Raw genomic sequence first — 15,798 nt, 5'->3', positions numbered from 1 at the left:
GGTGAGAGGCCACTTCCCGCACGACACGCCGACAGAGACGGTGGGGAAGTGGCCTCTCGCGGGCTCAGTCGGCCGCGAGGCCGGCCGCGGGCGAGACCGTGGCCGCGCGGCGGGACGGCAGCACGCCCGCGAGGAGTCCCGCGACGGCAGCGGCGACCGCGACCAGCACGACCTGCGCCCACGGCACGACCAGCGACACCTGGCCGATCGCCTCGCCGACGACCGCCTCGACGCCGATCCACGCGTAGACCGTGCCGAGCGCCGCGCCCAGCACGCCGGCCACGCCGGCCAGCAGGACCGCCTCGGCCGAGAGGGTGAACCGGAGCCGGCGGCGGGTGAGGCCGAGCGCGCGGAGCAGGGCGTGCTCGCGGGTGCGTTCGAGGACCGACAGCCCGAGCGTCGAGCCGACGCCGACCACGGCGATCACCACGCCGACGGCGAGCATCGCGACGACCGCGCCGAGCATGACGTCGAGCTGCAGGTCGACCCAGGCCCGGTCCGGGAAGCCGCCCGAGGCCTCGGTGTCGGTCGCGCGGGCCAGGGCGGCCAGCGCGCCGGTGACGTCCTCGGCGTCCGCCCCGTCGTCGACGCGGATCCAGAGGGCGCGTTCCGCCGTCGACGTGACCAGCCCGTCGAGCGTCTCGGGCGCGACGACCGCCACGTCGCCGATGCCGTCCGCCACGCGAGCCTTCAGCACCGTCTTCTCGCCGTCGACGACGGCCGCGACGGTCATGCCCTCGCTGTACCCGCTGGCGTTGTAGGCCTCCCACGGCAGGTAGACCTCGTCGGGCCCCGGGTGGACGAACGCGTGGTCGCCGCGGACGATCCCGCGTACGTCGGAGGGCGGCGCGAGGACCGTCGTGGCGCCGAGGTCGAGGCCCTTGCCGCGGAGCTCGACGGTCCCGCCGCCGACGGGCTGCACCGCCTCGACGCCGGCGATGGCGCGGACGTCGTCGGCGAGGCCGCCGTCCAGCACCTGGCTGCCGGTGAGCGTCAGGTCGAGCGGGTACTGCTGGTCCATCTCCTGGTCGACGTTCGTCCGGATCGTCGCCATCCCGACGACCATCCCGGTGATCAGCGTGACGCCGACGAGGAGGGACGCCGTCGTGGCGGCGGTACGGCGGGGGTTGCGGACCGCGTTCGCCACCGCGAGACGTCCCGCGGTCCCGGCGACCCGGCCGAGGACGACGCCGACGAGCCGGATGGCCAGCGGCACGACGATCGGGCCGAGCAGCAGGATGCCGACGAACGACACGAAGCCGCCGGCGAGCATCGGGGCGAGCTGGTGCGAGGTGATCGAGAGCCAGAGCAGCGCGGAGCCGACCCAGAGGGCGAGCGCGGCCAGCGCGATCCGCCCGCGGCCGGCGCGCGAGCGCACCACGACGGCGTGGTCGGGACGCAGCGCGGCGAGGGGCGCGACCCGGCTGCCGCGCCGGGCCGGCAGCAGCGACGCGCTCAGCGTGACGAGCACCCCCAGCAGCCAGCCGCCTCCGAGCCAGACCGGGGACAGCTCGACGGCGCCGACCGGCACCGCCGGGAACAGCGCGGACGCAGCCGCCACGAGCCCGTGGCCGAAGAGCGTGCCCACGAGGAGGCCGAGCGTCGCGGAGCCGGCGCCGACCAGCAGCGCCTCGAGCCGCACCGCGCGCAGCACCTGCCGGCGGGTCGCGCCGACGCAGCGCAGCAGCGCGAAGTCACGCTGCCGCTGCGCGAGCAGCACCGTGAACGTGTTGGCGATGACGAGCACCGAGACGAACAGCGCGATCGACGCGAACACCAGCAGCATCACCGCGATCACGTCGACGCCACGCGTCATCTCCTTCTGGGCGGTCGCGAGGAAGTCGTCGACGGGTTGCACGCCGTACCGCTGTGGGAGCGCGGCGTCGAGGTCGTCGACGGAGACGCCGCGCGCCACGACGTCGTGGACGATGCCGGTGCTCCCGACGACCGCGAAGTCGGGCCAGGTCACGTAGGCCGAGGCACCGTGCGGGCCCGTGGACGAGTCGACGGTGCCGCTGACGGCGAGCTCGAGCGCGTCCTTGCCGCTGCCGAGGGTGACGGTGTCCCCGACCGCGATGCCGCGGGCCGTCGCCTCCTGCTCGTCGACGGCGACCTCGCCGGGGCCCGGGTACGCGCCGTCGACGAGGGTCTGCCAGCGCAGGCCCGTCGCCGCTCCGGACGCGATGGTGCCGATCTCGGCGTCGTCGGCGATCACGTGCCCGTCGACGGAGGCGCTGGTCCACGTGAGCGCGTTGACGGCGGCCCGGCCACCGGCCGCGTCGGCGGTGTCGACCAGCCTGGCGGCGTTCCCGACGCTGCCGGCACCGGTGACGACGACCTCCGCACCCGCGAACGACGCCCCGAGGTCCGCGACCAGGCCGGCCTTGGTGGCCGACGTCAGCGCGTTGGTCGTCACGATGAACGCCACGGCCAGCGTCACGGCGACGACCGCCGCGACGTACCTCCGCGCGTAGACGCGCACGGAGGCGAGGGTGACCTCGCGCATCAGGCCACCGGCCCCTGGCTCGCGACACGGCCGTCCTCGATGCGGACCAGGTGGTCGGCGTACGCCGCCGCGTCCGGGTCGTGCGTGACCATGACGACGGTCTGGCCGAGCTCGCGCACGGAACGGCGCAGGAAGCCGAGCACCTCGGCAGAGGCGTGGCTGTCGAGGTTTCCGGTCGGCTCGTCCGCGAACAGCAGCGTCGGCCGGGCGACGAGGCCGCGGGCGAGCGCGACGCGCTGCTGCTGGCCGCCGGACATCTCGTCGGGCCGGTGACGGAGCCGGTCGCCGATGCCGAGCACGTCGACGACGAGCGCGAGCCAGTCGGCGTCGGGCGACCTCCCCGCGAGCTCGAGCGGCAGCAGGATGTTCTGCTTCGCGGTGAGCATCGGCAGCAGGTTGAACGCCTGGAACACGAAGCCGATGTGGTCGCGGCGGAACACCGTCAGCTGGTTGTCCTTCATCCCGGAGATCTCGACCCCGGCGACGGTGACCGTGCCGGAGGTCGGGGTGTCGAGGCCGGCGAGGCAGTGCATCAGGGTCGACTTGCCGGAGCCCGACGGCCCCATCACCGCGGTGAAGGTGCCGGCCGGAACATCGAGGTCGACGTCGACGAGGGCGTGGACACGCGTCTCGCCGGTGCCGTAGGTGCGGGTCAGGCCGCGGGTCGACGCGGCGGACTGGGGCCGGTCGATCGCGGCCTCGAAGGTGAGCGGAGTGGTCGTGGGTGCCATGGTCGCAACGCTAGGAATCCAAGGGGTTCCGCGTCGTCACGCTGGGGAGTGGACCTCGGGTACGCCGCAGGTCGCACCGGCCGCGGCGGCGTACGACCTGGGTATGACCTGGCGATGACGTCGCCCGGCCGCGTGGGCGTCACCAGCCGGGCGAGACCAGCCCCGACTCGTAGGCGAGCACGACGAGCTGCACCCGGTCGCGGGTGCCGGTCTTGGCGAGAATCCGACCCACGTGCGTCTTCACCGTCGCCTCGGCGACGACGAGCTCGGCGGCGATCTCGGTGTTGGACCGGCCGCGGGCGACGAGCCGCAGCACCTCGCCCTCGCGCTCGGTGAGGCCGTCCAGCGCGGGCGGCGTGGGCGACGGCTGCGCGGCGGCGAAGTGCTCGAGCAACCGCCGCGTGGTGCTCGGTGCGACCACCGCGTCGCCGGAGTGCACCGAGCGGATGGCGCTGAGCAGGTCGGCGGGCGGCGCGTCCTTGAGCAGGAACGCGGAGGCGCCGGCCTTGATCGCGGCGAAGGCGTACTCGTCGAGGTCGAACGTCGTCAGCACGATCACCCGCGGCGTCTCGCCGCGGCGGGTGATCGCGCCGGTGGCCTCGACGCCGTCGACGCGCGGCATCCGCACGTCCATGAGAACCACGTCGGCGTCGGTCGACGCGACCAGGGAGGTGGCCTCGCCGCCGTCGCCGGCCTCGCCGACGACCTCCATGTCGGGCTGGCTGTCCACGAGCATCTTGAACCCGGCGCGCACCAGCGCCTGGTCGTCGACGAGGAGGACCCGGATCGGTGTCGTCACCGGCCACCGCCGACCGGCACGAGCGCCTCGACCCGGAACCCGCCACCGGGTCGCGGCCCCGCCTCGAGCGAGCCGCCGACCGCCCCGACACGTTCCTTCATGCCGACCACCCCGTGACCCTGCCCGTCGTCGCGGGCCGACGCGCCGCGCCCGTCGTCCTCGACGGTGACCCGGATGCCGTCGCCCAGCCGGCGGACGGCCACCCGCACCTGGGGGTCGGGACCGGCGTGCTTGCGCACGTTGGTCAGCGACTCCTGCACGATGCGGTAGACGGTGAGGCCGACACCCGGCGAGACGTCGGGCAGCGGCTGCTCGACCTCGGTGGTCAGGTGCATGCCGGCGCCGGAGGCCTCGGCGAGGAGGTACTCCAGGTCGACGAGCCCGGGCTGCGGGCGCAGCGCCGTCTGGCTGTCGTCGGAGCGCAGGAGCCCGAGCAGGCGGCGCATCTCGGTCAACGACTCGCGGCCCGTGTCGCCGATCGTCTCGAGCGCCTGGGTCGCCGCCGACGGGTCGGACGCGGCGGCGTACCGCGCGCCGTCCGCCTGCACGACCATCACCGAGAGGCCGTGGGCGACGACGTCGTGCATCTCGCGGGCGATCCGTGCGCGCTCGTCGGAGGCGGCGAGCTCGGCGCGCTGGAGGGCCTCGCGCTCGATGCGCTCGCCACGCTCGATCAGCTGGGCGACGTACGCCCGTCGGGTTCGGGAGAGCATGCCCAGTGCCCACGGGGCCACGACCGACAGGGCGCAGGCGCCGACGAACAGCACGAACGGGTAGAGCCCGCCGATCGCCAGGGAGGTGGTCCAGTCGATCGGCCCCACGACGGAACCCACCAGGCCCACGCCAACGGCCACGAGCGACCGGCGCGGTGTCGAGAAGGCGGCAACGGAGTAGACCGCGAACGGCATCGCCACCTGACCCCAGATCGGCGATCCGGTGAGCGGCAGCTGGACGATCATCATCGCGGCGACCGCGGCGAAGCAGAGGTCCGGGTGGCCGCGTCGCCACCACAGCGGCGCGATCTGCAGGGCGCTGAGCGCGGCGGCGAGCGGCGCCACCGACGTGCCGAGCATGATCGGTGCCGGCACCAGCAGCGCCAGGACGAGCGCGCGGTCGTACCACTTGTCGCGGGTCGGCGACCAGGGCGCGATCCGGCCCGTCCACGGCACCGTCGTGGTCACGGCGCACCTCCGAGCAAGGACCGCCTGACCGTGGGCCACACGGCGGAGCCCGGGTCGATGACCTCGAAGTGACCGCAGTCGAGCGCGACGACCTCGACGCGCGCGTGGCGGTCCGCGAGCGCGTGCGCCTGACCGACGGGTACGACGTCGTCGGACGTGCCGTGCAGCACGGTGATGTGGGTGCCGGGATCGGCAGAGCCCAGCAGGCGCAGGGGATCCGCCGCGGCGTACGCATCCGGTACGTCGGTCGGCGACCCACCCAGCAACGCCTGGGCCGCGCCGTCGCCCAACCCGTCGCGCGCGGCCGCGGCGAGGTCGGCCACGGGTGCGAGCGCCACGACGCGGTCGATGCCGGGCACCTGCGACACGAGCCACAGCACGAGGTGGCCGCCGGCGGAATGGCCCGTGACGGTCACCGACGAAGTGGCGACGCCGAGGCCGTCCAGCAGGGCGGGCAGCGCACGGAACGCGGCGAGCACGTCGTCACCGGTCATCGGCCAGCCGCCGGCGCCGCCGACCCGGCGGTACTCCGGCGCGGCCACCACGACGCCGGCCGTCACGAGGTCCCGAGCGAGGGGGCGCTGGTGCCGCCGGTCGTAGGCCTGCTTCCAGAAGCCGCCGTGGAGCGTGACCACCAGCGGGTGCGGGCCGGGCCCGGCCGGGAGGTGCAGGTCGACGACGCCGTCGGCGTGGTCGGCGTACCGGACGACCGCGTCGGGCAGCGCGGCCGCGCGGTCGAGCACGCTGTCGGAGGGCTGGGCCACGGGGGAGACGGTATCCGTACGCACTAGGGTCGGCCCCATGAGCGCAACGACAAAGTGGGAGTACCTCACCGCGCCGGTGCTGGTGCACGCGACCAAGCAGATCCTCGACAACTTCGGCCAGGACGGTTGGGAGCTCGTGCAGATCGTGCCCGGGATGAACCCCGAGAACCTCGTCGCCTACTTCAAGCGGCCGGTGCAGTGATGGCCGTGGAGGGCAGCACCCCCGAGGAGCGCCTCGCGTCGCTCGGCCTCAGCGTCCCGGAGGTGGCCAAGCCGGTGGCGGCGTACATCCCCGCCGTCCGCACCGGCAGCTACGTCTTCACGTCCGGCCAGCTCCCGATGCGCGATGGCCAGCTGATCACGACCGGGAAGGTCGGCGGCGAGGTCACCCCCGAGGAGGCAGTGGAGTGCGCGCGGCAGTGCGCGCTCAACGCGATCGCCGCGGTCCGGGCCGAGATCGGTGACCTCTCGCAGGTGAAGCGGATCGTCAAGGTGGTCGCGTTCGTCGCCTCGACACCCGACTTCACCGGGCAGCCGGGCATCGCCAACGGCGCGTCCGAGCTGTTCGGCGACGTGTTCGCCGAGGCCGGCCAGCACGCGCGTTCCGCGGTCGGCGTCCCGGTGCTGCCGCTCGACGCGCCCGTCGAGGTCGAGCTCATCGTCGAGGTCTGAGCCATGAGGCTCCCGCTGCCGGAGCAGCTGGTCGCGCAGGCGCGGTCGTACGCCGACGGCACCGCAGAGCCGGCCACGCCGCGCAACGCGGCCACGGTCGTCCTGATGCGGCCCGGCTCGGACGGCCCGTCCGTGTACCTGCTGCGCCGGCAGACGTCGATGGCGTTCGCCGCCGGGATGTGCGTGTTCCCCGGTGGCGGCGTCGACGACCGGGACTTCGACGCCTCCGTGGCCTGGGCCGGTCCGACGCCCGCCGAGTGGGCCGCCCGTCTCGGTGTCGACGACGAGCACCTCGCCCGGGCCCTGGTGTGCGCCGCCGTGCGCGAGACGTTCGAGGAGTCCGGCGTCCTGCTGGCGGGAACGTCGGCCGACGACGTCGTCGCGGACGTGACCCGTGACGACTGGGAGGCGGACCGCAAGGCGCTGGAGAGCCGGCAGCTGGCGCTCACCGAGCTGCTCGAGCGGCGCGGCCTGGTGCTGCGCACGGACCTGCTCGGCGCCTGGTCCGGCTGGCTGACGCCGGTGTTCGAGCCGCGCCGCTACCGCACGTGGTTCTTCGTCGCGGTGCTGCCCGACGGCCAGCGCACCCGCGACGTGTCGACCGAGTCCGACCAGGTCACATGGATGCTCGCGCTGTCCGCGGTCGAGGCGGTGGAGCGGCAGGACCTGTTCATGCTGCCCCCGACGTACCTCACCTGCCTGGAGGTCGGTCAGTCCACGACGCCCGACGAGGTGCTGGCCGCCGCCCGCGGCCGGGAGGTCGAGATGTTCATGCCCGAGGTGGTCGCCGACGGCGAGGACTTCGTGCTCTCGATGCCGCCCGATCTCGAACCGCTGGTCGCGGCGCGCGGACGATGAGCTGGACCGGCGGCACGTTCGGCGACCGCGCGACCTGCGTGCTCGCGCCGAACCCGAACATGATGACGCTCGACGGCACGAACACCTGGGTGCTCCGCGAGCCCGACGGCCGCCGCTCGATCGTGATCGACCCCGGGCCCGAGATCGTCGAGCACCTCGACCGGGTCGCCGACGTCGCCGGTGATGTCGCCGCCGTACTCCTCACGCACGGCCACCTCGACCACTCCGAAGCCGCCCGCACGTTCGCCGAGCGCGTCGGCTGCGGCGTCCGCGCGCTCGATCCCCAGCACCGCTTGGGCTCCGAGGGCCTGCACGACGGCGACGTGGTCGCGGTCGACGGGCTCGAGCTGCACGTCGTCGGCACGCCCGGCCACACCTCCGACTCGCTGTCGTTCGTGCTGCCGCAGGAGCGTGCCGTGCTGACCGGCGACACCGTCCTGGGCCGCGGCACGACGGTCGTGGCGCACCCCGACGGCAAGCTCGGCGCCTACCTCGACTCGCTGCAGCGGCTGCACGCCCTGGCCGAGGCGCAGGAGGTCACCCGGGTCTGGCCCGGCCACGGCCCGGTCATCGACGACGCGCTCGGTGCGCTCGACTTCTACCTCGCCCACCGGCGCGAGCGGCTCGACCAGGTGCGCGCTGCGCTGGAGCGGGTCGACGACGAGCCGGCGGAGACGCTCGCCCGGCGGGTCGTGGAGACGGTGTACGTCGACGTGGACCCGGTGCTCTGGGGCGCCGCCGAGCTGAGCGTGCGCGCCCAGATCGAGTACCTGCGCGGCTGAGCTTCCCGGGCAAGTCCTGCACTTCCCGGGTGTTGTACCGCCCTGGAAGTGCAGGGGTCCCTGGTGAACCAGGGACCCCGACAGGCGGGAGTCAGCGCGCGCGGCGCGACATCCGCTCGACGTCCATGATCACGACCGAGCGTGGCTCGAGGCGCAGCCAGCCGCGCGAGGCGAAGTCGGCGAGCGCCTTGTTGACCGTCTCGCGGGAGGCGCCGACGAGCTGGGCGAGCTCCTCCTGGGTGAGGTCGTGGTGCACGTGGATGCCGTCGTCGGCGGTGCGGCCGAACCGGTCGGCGAGGTCGAGGAGCGCCTTCGCGACGCGGCCGGGGACGTCGGAGAACACCAGGTCGGCGACGACGTCGTTGGCCTTGCGCAGCCGGCCGGCGAGCTGGGCGAGCAGGCCGCGGGCGACGCCGGGGCGGCCCTCGAGCCAGCGCAGCAGGTCCTCGTGGGACAGCGACAGGAAGGCGGTGTCGGTGACGGCGGTGACGGTCGCGGACCGCGGGCCCGGGTCGAACAGCGACAGCTCGCCGAACATCTGGCCGGGGCCGAGGATGGCGAGGAGGTTCTCGCGGCCGTCGGAGGAGGTGCGGCCGAGCTTCACCTTGCCGTCGGTGACGATGTAGAGCTTGTCGCCCTCGTCGCCCTCGTGGAACAGGACCTCACCCCGCCGCAGCCGCGAGTCGGCCATCGAGGCCCTCAGGGCGGTCGCGGCCTCGTCGTCCAGCGCGCTGAACAGGGGGGCCTGGCGAAGTACGTCGTTGTCCACGGTTCCTCCTCGTCGCCACGGCGCTGGGTGCACCGTGGTCGTGCAGGTCACATTGTGGCGTATTCGTCCTTGCCATGTGGAACGGGCCACGCCTCGGGCGCCGTCGGAGGCGACCGTCGGAGGCACCGCCTACCCTGCAGGAGTGCCCCGCAAGTCCACCCCGCAGCCGGTCGTCACCAAGCCCGACACCTCGTTGGTACGCCGCGCCCGCAAGATCGACCGCGTCCTCGCGGAGACCTACCCCGACGCGCGCTGCGAGCTCGACTTCGACAACGCCTTCGAGCTGCTCGTCGTGACCGTGCTGTCGGCGCAGACCACCGACAAGCGGGTCAACGCCGTGCGCCCGACGCTGTTCGCGGCCTACCCCGACGCCCAGGCGATGGCCGCCGCCGAGCGCGAGAAGCTCGAGCAGATCATCCAGCCCACCGGATTCTTCCGGGCCAAGACCGAGTCGCTGCTCAAGCTCTCGCAGGCGCTCGTCGAGCGCTTCGACGGGGAGGTCCCGGCCCGGCTCGAGGACCTCGTGACGCTGCCGGGCGTCGGCCGCAAGACCGCCAACGTCGTGCTCGGCAACGCGTTCGGGATCCCGGGCATCACGGTCGACACGCACTTCGGGCGGCTCGCGCGGCGCTTCGGGTTCACCGAGGAGACCGACCCGGTCAAGGCCGAGCACGAGGTCGGCGCGCTGTTCCCCCGCAAGGACTGGGTGATGCTGTCGCACCACCTGATCTGGCACGGCCGCCGCGTCTGCCACGCCCGCAACCCCGCCTGCGGCGCGTGCCCCGTCGCGCGCTGGTGCCCGGCGTACGGCGAGGGCCCGACCGACCCGGTCAAGGCGGCCACGCTGGTCCGCACCGAAGGCAGGGCATGAGGCGACCCCTCGTCGCGCTCGGAGCCCTGGCCCTGGTCGCCGGCTGCTCGATCGGCACGCCCCCGGGCGACGACGCGGCCGGCGACGGGCAGACCGTCCCCACCACGCAGAGCAACGTCGACGTCGACACCCCGGAGCTGCGCGAGGCCAAGGCGGCCGCCGGCATCGCCGACTGCGCGCCGGGCGACGCGACCGACGGCGGGCTGCCCGACCTCACCCTGCCCTGCCTCGGCGGCGGCCCCGACGTACGCCTGCGCTCGCTGAAGGGCCCGATGGTCGTCAACCTCTTCGCGCAGTGGTGCGAGCCCTGCCGCGACGAGCTGCCCTACTACCAGCGGCTGCACGAGGAGGCCGGCGACAAGCTCCGGGTGGTCGGCATCGACTACCTCGACACCCAGCCCGACGGCGCGATCGAGCTGGCCGCCCAGACCGGCGTCACCTACCCCCTGCTCGCCGACCCCGGCGGCGCGCTCCGCCAGGACTTCCGGGTCCGCGGGCTCCCGGGCGTGGTGTTCGTCGACGCGGACGGCGAGGTCACCAACCCCGGCGGGCGCCCGACGTTCACGGTCATCCGCTCCTACTCCCAGCTCACCGACCTGGTGCGCGAGCACCTCGGTATGGCCCTGTAGAGCGCTGGGTACCCTCGTCGCGTGTCCTCGACCCCTGTCGGCGGTAGCCCCGCCCTGCCCTCGTGGCTGGAGCCGGTACGCCGCGGGGCCGCCGAGATCGGCGCCGAGGACCTGACCCGCTTCGTCCCGCCGGACGACGCCGACACCCGCGAGGGTGCCGTGCTGATGCTGTTCGGCGAGGGGTCTCTGGGTCCGGACCTGCTGCTCACCGAGCGCGCCCACGACATGCGCTCCCACCCCGGCCAGGTGTCGTTCCCCGGCGGCTCGATCGACCCGACGGACGCCTCGCCCGAGGCCGCCGCCCTGCGCGAGGCGGAGGAGGAGACCGGCCTCGACCCGGCCGGCGTCGAGGTGTTCGCGACGCTGCCGCAGCTGTGGCTGCCGCCCAGCAACTTCGCGGTCACCCCGGTGCTCGGCTGGTGGCGCGAGGAGTCGCCGGTCAGCGTCGTCGACCCGCGCGAGGTGCACGCGGTGCTGCGGGTGCCGATCGACGAGCTGCTCGACCCGCAGCACCGGACCACGGTGCGGCACCCGTCGGGCTGGCTCGGCCCGGGCTTCCTCATCGGCGACGACAAGGACCTGATCCTGTGGGGCTTCACCGCCGGGATCATCTCGCGGCTGTTCGACTTCCTCGGCTGGACCAAGCCGTGGGACGGGAGCCGCCGGCAGGACCTCCCGCCGTACATGCTGGTCGCCGTCCGTGACGACAGCGCCGACGGAGGCCGCCGGTGAACTTCCTCGACTGGTTCCTGGTCATCGTCGTGCTCGCCTACGCCGTCTCGGGCTACTGGCAGGGCTTCATCTCCGGCGCGTTCGCCACCGCGGGCCTGCTGCTCGGCGGCCTGCTCGGCGTGGTGCTCGCGCCCAAGCTGCTCGGCGACGCCGCCCCGGCGCTGTGGGTGTCGCTGGCGGCCCTGTTCGTGGTGCTCGTGTGCGCGTCGTTCGGCCAGGCGCTGTTCCAGTTCGCCGGGTCACGCATCCGCGACACCATCACCTGGCAACCCGTGCGCGCCCTCGACGCCGTCGGCGGCGCGGCACTCAGCGCCGTCGCCGTCCTGGTCGTGTCATGGGCGCTGGGCGTGGCGGTCAGCGGCGCCAAGCTGCCGTGGGTCAGCGAGCAGGTCCGCGAGTCCGCGGTGCTCAAGCGCGTCGACGAGATGATGCCGACCCGCGCGGTCACCGCCCTCGACTCGTTCAACGACGTCGTCGGGTCCAGCTTCTTCCCGCGCTACCTCGAGCCGTTCGCGCCCGAGCGGATCATCGAGGTCGGCCCGCCGCCCGGGAAGATCGCCCGCGACCCCGAGATCCAGCAGGCGGCGGCCAGCGTGCTGAAGATCCGCGGCGAGAACTCCTGCAACCGCGGCGTCGAGGGCAGCGGCTTCCTCTACTCGCCCGACCGCGTGATGACCAACGCGCACGTCGTCGCCGGCGTCGACAACCCGACGGTCCTCGTCGGCGACACCGAGGTGCCGGCCACCGTCGTCTACTACAACGAGGACCTCGACGTCGCCGTGCTCAAGGTCGAGTCCGTCGGCCGCCCGTTCCTGCGCTTCGACTTCGAGGGCGAGGAGCGCGACCCCGGCGCCGTGCTGGGCTACCCGCAGGACGGCCCCTACGACGTGCAGGCGGCGCGCATCCGCAGCGAGCAGCGGCTGCGCAGCCCGGACATCTACGGCCAGGGCACGGTCGTCCGCGAGGTCTTCTCGATCCGCGCGCTGGTCCGCCCCGGCAACTCCGGCGGCCCGCTGGTGTCGGACGACGGCGAGGTGCTCGGCGTGATCTTCGCGGCCTCGGTGACCGACGACGAGACCGGCTACGCGCTCACCTCCGAGCAGGTCCGTGAGAGCGCGGCCCGCGGCAAGCTCAACGGCTCGACCGTCGACACCGGCCGCTGCGCCTAGGCTCATACGGGAGTAATCTCTGACCGTGGTCAGAGAAACCGTCCCCGGCGAGGACGTCGCCCGGGTCCGCTCCTTCAACCGCACCGTCACGCAGCGCGTCGGCGCCCTCCAGGACGACTACCTGTCGCGGCACCGCTCGCTGGGCGCCTGCCGCCTGCTCTGGGAGGTCGACGCCGCGCCCGCCCCGGTGGACGTCCGCGACCTGCGCGCGCGGCTCGGCCTCGACTCCGGCTACGTCTCGCGGCTGCTCGGGTCGCTGCGCGACGACGGGCTGGTCGAGCTGTCCGCCGACCCCGACGACCAGCGCGTCCGGGTCGTCCGCGCGACGGACGCCGGCCGGACCGAGCGCCGCGTCCTCGACCGGGCCAGCGACGAGCTGGCGGCGTCGCTGCTCGCTCCGCTGCCACCGGAGGACCGGTCCCGGCTCGTCGACGCCATGCGCACCGTCGAGCGGCTGCTCGTGCGCGGGCTGGTGCGCATCGAGCCGGCCGACCCGCGCAGCGCCGAGTCGCTGCTGGCGCTGCGGGCCTACTTCGCGGAGCTCGACGCCCGCTTCGAGCACGGCTTCGACCCGGGCGCCAGCCTGGTCGCCGCCGACGACGAGCTCACCGGGGACCGCGGCGTGCTGCTGGTCGCCCGCCTGCACGACGAGGTCGTCGCCGCGGGCGGCGTGAAGACCCCGCCCGGCGAGCCGGCGCTGCTCAAGCGGATGTGGGTCTCCGACCGGACCCGCGGCCTCGGCGTCGGCCGGATGCTCCTGGCCGCCCTCGAGGACGAGGCCCGCCGCCGCGGCGCGCACGTCGTGCGCCTCGACACCAACGGGACGCTCACCGAGGCGATCGCGATGTACCGCGCGTGCGGGTACGTCGAGGTCGACGACTTCAACGGCGAGCCGTACGCCGACCACTGGTTCGCCAAGGACCTGTGACGCGCTGACGCGCGAGGGGCGCAACGGGCCGAAGGTCCCGTTCTGTCCCGTCGTCCGGCCCTGCCTCCGGGTGCCGTGCCGGAGCACCGTGGAGGTATGACAACGACACAGGCCCTCGGAACGGTGGCTGTCGGGTACGACAGCACGCCCCACAGCGACGTCGCCCTGGCGTGGGCCGTGCAGCACGCGGCCGCCCTGGGCCGTCCGCTCCTCGTCGTGCACGCGTGCGGTGCCCCGCGGGGGTACGCCGGCTACGGCGACGCGACGCTGACGGTCACCCGCCACGAGCTCCGGGTCGCCGGTCGCCGGGTGCTCAACCACGGTCTCGCCCTGGCCCGCAAGATCGACCCGACGGTCGAGCTGCGCGAGCACCTCGCGGTCGGGCTGCCCCGTGACGTCCTCGACGAGGTCACGGCCTCGGGCGCCCACCTGCTCGTCGTCGGCACGCGCGGGCACGGTCGGGTGTCGTCGTACCTCCTCGGCTCGGTGAGCGAGGGCGTCTCCGTCGGTGCCACCTGCCCCGTCGTCGTGGTCCGCGAGCACGAGGTCCCGGACAAGCACAGCCCGTACGCCGGCCGCATCGTCGTCGGCATCGACGGCACCGATGTGTCGCGCGCCGCCCTCGACGCCGCGTTCGCCCTCGCGTCCCTCGAGCACCGCCCGCTCGCCGTCCTGCACGCGTGGGACGACGCGGTGCGCTGGCGTGACCAGACCAGCTACGAGATCCGGCGGGAGACGTCCACCGAGCACGAGCTCCAGTTGGCCGAGTCGCTCGCGGGTTACAAGGAGAAGTACCCCGACGTTGCGGTGTCCCTGCACCAGGTCGAGACCGACGCCCGGTGGGCGCTCGTCGACGCCTCCCGGCACGCGCACCTGGTGGCTGTCGGCTCGCGCGGTCGTGGGGACACCGCGGCGCTCGTCCTCGGGTCGGTCAGCCGGCACGTCGTCGAGCACGCGCACGGTCCGGTGATGGTGGCTCGGACGGACGCGGTGTGAGCGGCGACGTGCTGACCCGGCCGCGTGCGGTGGTCGTCGTGGAGTCGATCTTCGGCAACACGGCATCGGTCGCGGCCGCGGTCGCGCAGGGGCTGACCGAGGAGGTGGACGTCGAGGTCGTCACGGCGGCGACCGCGGCTCCGCTGGACGAGGGCGCCGACCTCGTCGTGGTGGGTGCGCCGACGCACGCGTTCTCGATGCCCCGGCCGATGACCCGGGAGGAGGCCCGGCGCCAGGGCGCGCTGGCGGTCGACACCTCCCGCGGTGTGCGTGAGTGGATCGAGGACATCCCGGTCGGCGTGCACAACCCGCGCGTGGTCACGTTCGACACGCGGCCGATGCGGACCCGGCGGATGCCCGGATCGGCGGCGCGGGCGTCCGCACGCGACATGCGGGCGAAGGGCTTCTCGCCGCTGGCCGCCTCGACCTCCTTCTACGTCGACGACGTGCGCGGTCCGCTCGCCGAGGGCGAGCTCGACCGGGCGCGCGCCTGGGGGACCCGGATGGGGTCCGTCCTCACCGCTGTGACAGCCAGTCCAGCAGCAGGGCGGTGAACGCGTCCGGAGCCTCCTCGGGCACGAAGTGCCCGGCGCCGGCGACGTCGTGCTCCGTCACGTGGCCGAGCACGTGCGCCGGTGTCGCCTCGAATGCCCCGGGCGGCAGCGTGCGGTCGTCGGAGCCGCGCACGACGAGCACCGGCTGACCGACCGGTGCGCGCATCGCGCGCTCGAACGCGCGCCCGTCCGTGCGCACCTGGGAGCGGACCAGCCAGCGGTGGTACTCCAGCGCGCAGTGCGAGGAGGGCCACTGGCTGATCGCCCGCTGGTACGTCGTCACGGTGTCGTCGTCGGGGAACGCCGACGCGGGCGACGACCAGGACCGGAGGTGGTCGCGCAGGAACCCGGTGTCCGCCCGGGCCAGCCGCCGCTCCGGCCGCAGCGGTACCTGCATCGCGAGGACGTGCCGCAGCGCCGGTGACGCGGGGTGCCGCCGGAGGCCACGCAGCATCGCGCCGGGGTGCGGGGCGGCGACGGCACCGAGCGCCGAGACCTCGCGCGGGTGCAGCGTGGCCGTCGCCCACGCGACGTAGCCGCCCCAGCCGTGCCCGACCAGGACGGCGCTGCGCTCGCCCAGCGCCTTCACCACGCCCGAGACGTCCCCGGCGAGCGTCACCGGGTCGTAGCCGTTGGGCGTCTTGTCCGACCCGCCGTACCCGCGCAGGTCCATCGCGACGGCGCGGTAGCCGGCGTCGGCGAGGGCCGGCAGCTGCGCGCGCCACGCCCACCAGAACTGGGGGAACCCGTGCAGCAGCAGCACGAGCGGGCCGTCGGCCGGTCCGGCCTCCACGCAGTGGAAGCGGGCGCCGTTGGCGGCGACGTACCGGTCCGACCAGGGGCCGGGCAGCTCCATG

Annotated in this window: 18 protein-coding genes; 11 read left to right on the top strand and 7 right to left on the bottom strand. The window is 74.0% G+C overall.

Annotation, left to right across the window (positions count from 1 at the left end; all coding sequences use genetic code 11):
- Nucleotides 1-64: 64 nt before the first annotated feature.
- The 5 genes from ETU37_RS03585 to ETU37_RS03565 all read right to left on the bottom strand — a co-directional run bounded on the left by ETU37_RS03585 (nucleotide 65) and on the right by ETU37_RS03565 (nucleotide 5,981).
- The gene (locus ETU37_RS03585) at nucleotides 65-2,506 is read right to left on the bottom strand and encodes an ABC transporter permease (RefSeq protein WP_129985489.1); all 2,442 of its coding nucleotides are present in this window, start codon (nucleotides 2,504-2,506) and stop codon (nucleotides 65-67) included.
- Nucleotides 2,506-3,237, bottom strand: a complete 732-nt coding sequence (locus tag ETU37_RS03580; RefSeq protein WP_129985488.1) for an ABC transporter ATP-binding protein — start codon at nucleotides 3,235-3,237, stop codon at nucleotides 2,506-2,508. Before ETU37_RS03580 ends, ETU37_RS03585 begins: the two co-directional genes overlap by 1 nt.
- Before the next feature lie 139 nt (nucleotides 3,238-3,376).
- On the bottom strand, nucleotides 3,377-4,036 hold the full coding sequence (locus ETU37_RS03575; protein ID WP_129985487.1) for a response regulator: 660 nt from the start codon (nucleotides 4,034-4,036) through the stop codon (nucleotides 3,377-3,379).
- Nucleotides 4,033-5,217 (bottom strand): sensor histidine kinase, encoded by a 1,185-nt coding sequence (locus ETU37_RS03570; protein ID WP_129985486.1) that lies wholly within the window; start codon nucleotides 5,215-5,217, stop codon nucleotides 4,033-4,035. Before ETU37_RS03570 ends, ETU37_RS03575 begins: the two co-directional genes overlap by 4 nt.
- Nucleotides 5,214-5,981 carry an alpha/beta hydrolase family protein gene (locus ETU37_RS03565; RefSeq protein WP_206053685.1) on the bottom strand — a complete coding sequence of 256 codons (768 nt, stop codon included), beginning with the start codon at nucleotides 5,979-5,981 and terminating at the stop codon, nucleotides 5,214-5,216. The genes ETU37_RS03570 and ETU37_RS03565 overlap by 4 nt, the downstream gene beginning before the upstream one ends.
- Before the next feature lie 37 nt (nucleotides 5,982-6,018).
- Between ETU37_RS03565 and ETU37_RS03560 the strand changes: the two genes are divergently transcribed.
- Genes ETU37_RS03560 through ETU37_RS03545 form a run of 4 tightly spaced genes read left to right on the top strand, consistent with a single transcriptional unit; the run spans nucleotide 6,019 to nucleotide 8,293 of the window.
- Nucleotides 6,019-6,183, top strand: a complete 165-nt coding sequence (locus ETU37_RS03560; RefSeq protein ID WP_129985484.1) for a Sp36 family protein — start codon at nucleotides 6,019-6,021, stop codon at nucleotides 6,181-6,183.
- Nucleotides 6,183-6,653 carry a RidA family protein gene (locus tag ETU37_RS03555; RefSeq protein WP_129985532.1) on the top strand — a complete coding sequence of 157 codons (471 nt, stop codon included), beginning with the start codon at nucleotides 6,183-6,185 and terminating at the stop codon, nucleotides 6,651-6,653. Before ETU37_RS03560 ends, ETU37_RS03555 begins: the two co-directional genes overlap by 1 nt.
- A gap of 3 nt (nucleotides 6,654-6,656) precedes the next feature.
- A complete protein-coding gene (locus ETU37_RS03550; RefSeq protein WP_129985483.1) occupies nucleotides 6,657-7,511 on the top strand; it encodes an NUDIX hydrolase in 855 nt (284 codons plus the stop codon).
- Nucleotides 7,508-8,293 (top strand): MBL fold metallo-hydrolase, encoded by a 786-nt coding sequence (locus tag ETU37_RS03545; protein WP_129985482.1) that lies wholly within the window; start codon nucleotides 7,508-7,510, stop codon nucleotides 8,291-8,293. Before ETU37_RS03550 ends, ETU37_RS03545 begins: the two co-directional genes overlap by 4 nt.
- A 91-nt stretch (nucleotides 8,294-8,384) precedes the next feature.
- Here the strand turns inward: ETU37_RS03545 and ETU37_RS03540 are convergent, their stop codons facing one another.
- Nucleotides 8,385-9,062, bottom strand: coding sequence for a Crp/Fnr family transcriptional regulator (locus tag ETU37_RS03540; protein ID WP_129985481.1), 678 nt, complete (start codon nucleotides 9,060-9,062; stop codon nucleotides 8,385-8,387).
- 142 nt (nucleotides 9,063-9,204) lie between these two features.
- On the opposite strand from ETU37_RS03540, the gene nth reads away from it, so the two are divergent.
- The 7 genes from nth (at nucleotide 9,205) to ETU37_RS03505 (ending at nucleotide 14,941) form a co-directional block, all read left to right on the top strand.
- Nucleotides 9,205-9,933 (top strand): endonuclease III, encoded by a 729-nt coding sequence (gene nth / locus ETU37_RS03535; RefSeq protein WP_206053684.1) that lies wholly within the window; start codon nucleotides 9,205-9,207, stop codon nucleotides 9,931-9,933.
- Nucleotides 9,930-10,562, top strand: a complete 633-nt coding sequence (locus ETU37_RS03530) for a redoxin domain-containing protein (RefSeq protein ID WP_129985480.1) — start codon at nucleotides 9,930-9,932, stop codon at nucleotides 10,560-10,562. The genes nth and ETU37_RS03530 overlap by 4 nt, the downstream gene beginning before the upstream one ends.
- Nucleotides 10,563-10,583: 21 nt before the next feature.
- On the top strand, nucleotides 10,584-11,294 hold the full coding sequence (locus ETU37_RS03525) for an NUDIX hydrolase (RefSeq protein ID WP_129985479.1): 711 nt from the start codon (nucleotides 10,584-10,586) through the stop codon (nucleotides 11,292-11,294).
- Complete coding sequence (locus tag ETU37_RS03520; protein ID WP_129985478.1) at nucleotides 11,291-12,463, top strand: MarP family serine protease; 1,173 nt, start codon at nucleotides 11,291-11,293, stop codon at nucleotides 12,461-12,463. Before ETU37_RS03525 ends, ETU37_RS03520 begins: the two co-directional genes overlap by 4 nt.
- Nucleotides 12,464-12,488: 25 nt before the next feature.
- Entirely contained in the window at nucleotides 12,489-13,391 is a 903-nt protein-coding gene (locus ETU37_RS03515) for a bifunctional helix-turn-helix transcriptional regulator/GNAT family N-acetyltransferase (RefSeq protein WP_129985477.1), read from the top strand.
- Nucleotides 13,392-13,487: 96 nt separating this feature from the next.
- Nucleotides 13,488-14,387 carry a universal stress protein gene (locus ETU37_RS03510; protein WP_129985476.1) on the top strand — a complete coding sequence of 300 codons (900 nt, stop codon included), beginning with the start codon at nucleotides 13,488-13,490 and terminating at the stop codon, nucleotides 14,385-14,387.
- On the top strand, nucleotides 14,384-14,941 hold the full coding sequence (locus tag ETU37_RS03505) for a flavodoxin family protein (RefSeq protein WP_206053682.1): 558 nt from the start codon (nucleotides 14,384-14,386) through the stop codon (nucleotides 14,939-14,941). Before ETU37_RS03510 ends, ETU37_RS03505 begins: the two co-directional genes overlap by 4 nt.
- Here ETU37_RS03505 and ETU37_RS03500 read toward each other — a convergent pair.
- Nucleotides 14,904-15,797 carry an alpha/beta fold hydrolase gene (locus tag ETU37_RS03500; RefSeq protein WP_129985475.1) on the bottom strand — a complete coding sequence of 298 codons (894 nt, stop codon included), beginning with the start codon at nucleotides 15,795-15,797 and terminating at the stop codon, nucleotides 14,904-14,906. The genes ETU37_RS03505 and ETU37_RS03500 overlap by 38 nt on opposite strands.
- Between the last annotated feature and the right edge of the window lies 1 nt (nucleotide 15,798).

It is taken from the genome of Nocardioides iriomotensis (assembly GCF_004168035.1).
Lineage (GTDB): Bacteria > Actinomycetota > Actinomycetes > Propionibacteriales > Nocardioidaceae > Nocardioides_B > Nocardioides_B iriomotensis.
The sequence above is the reverse complement of the archived record's forward strand: the minus strand, read 5'-3'. Positions and strand labels throughout refer to the sequence as shown.

Coding starts and splice junctions, on each gene's coding strand:
- ETU37_RS03500 (WP_129985475.1), bottom strand. CDS start 15,797: ATGGAGCTGCCCGGCCCCTGGTCGGACCGGTACGTCGCCGCCAACGGC.
- ETU37_RS03530 (WP_129985480.1), top strand. CDS start 9,930: ATGAGGCGACCCCTCGTCGCGCTCGGAGCCCTGGCCCTGGTCGCCGGC.
- ETU37_RS03550 (WP_129985483.1), top strand. CDS start 6,657: ATGAGGCTCCCGCTGCCGGAGCAGCTGGTCGCGCAGGCGCGGTCGTAC.
- ETU37_RS03510 (WP_129985476.1), top strand. CDS start 13,488: ATGACAACGACACAGGCCCTCGGAACGGTGGCTGTCGGGTACGACAGC.
- ETU37_RS03560 (WP_129985484.1), top strand. CDS start 6,019: ATGAGCGCAACGACAAAGTGGGAGTACCTCACCGCGCCGGTGCTGGTG.
- ETU37_RS03545 (WP_129985482.1), top strand. CDS start 7,508: ATGAGCTGGACCGGCGGCACGTTCGGCGACCGCGCGACCTGCGTGCTC.
- ETU37_RS03580 (WP_129985488.1), bottom strand. CDS start 3,237: ATGGCACCCACGACCACTCCGCTCACCTTCGAGGCCGCGATCGACCGG.
- ETU37_RS03555 (WP_129985532.1), top strand. CDS start 6,183: ATGGCCGTGGAGGGCAGCACCCCCGAGGAGCGCCTCGCGTCGCTCGGC.
- ETU37_RS03585 (WP_129985489.1), bottom strand. CDS start 2,506: ATGCGCGAGGTCACCCTCGCCTCCGTGCGCGTCTACGCGCGGAGGTAC.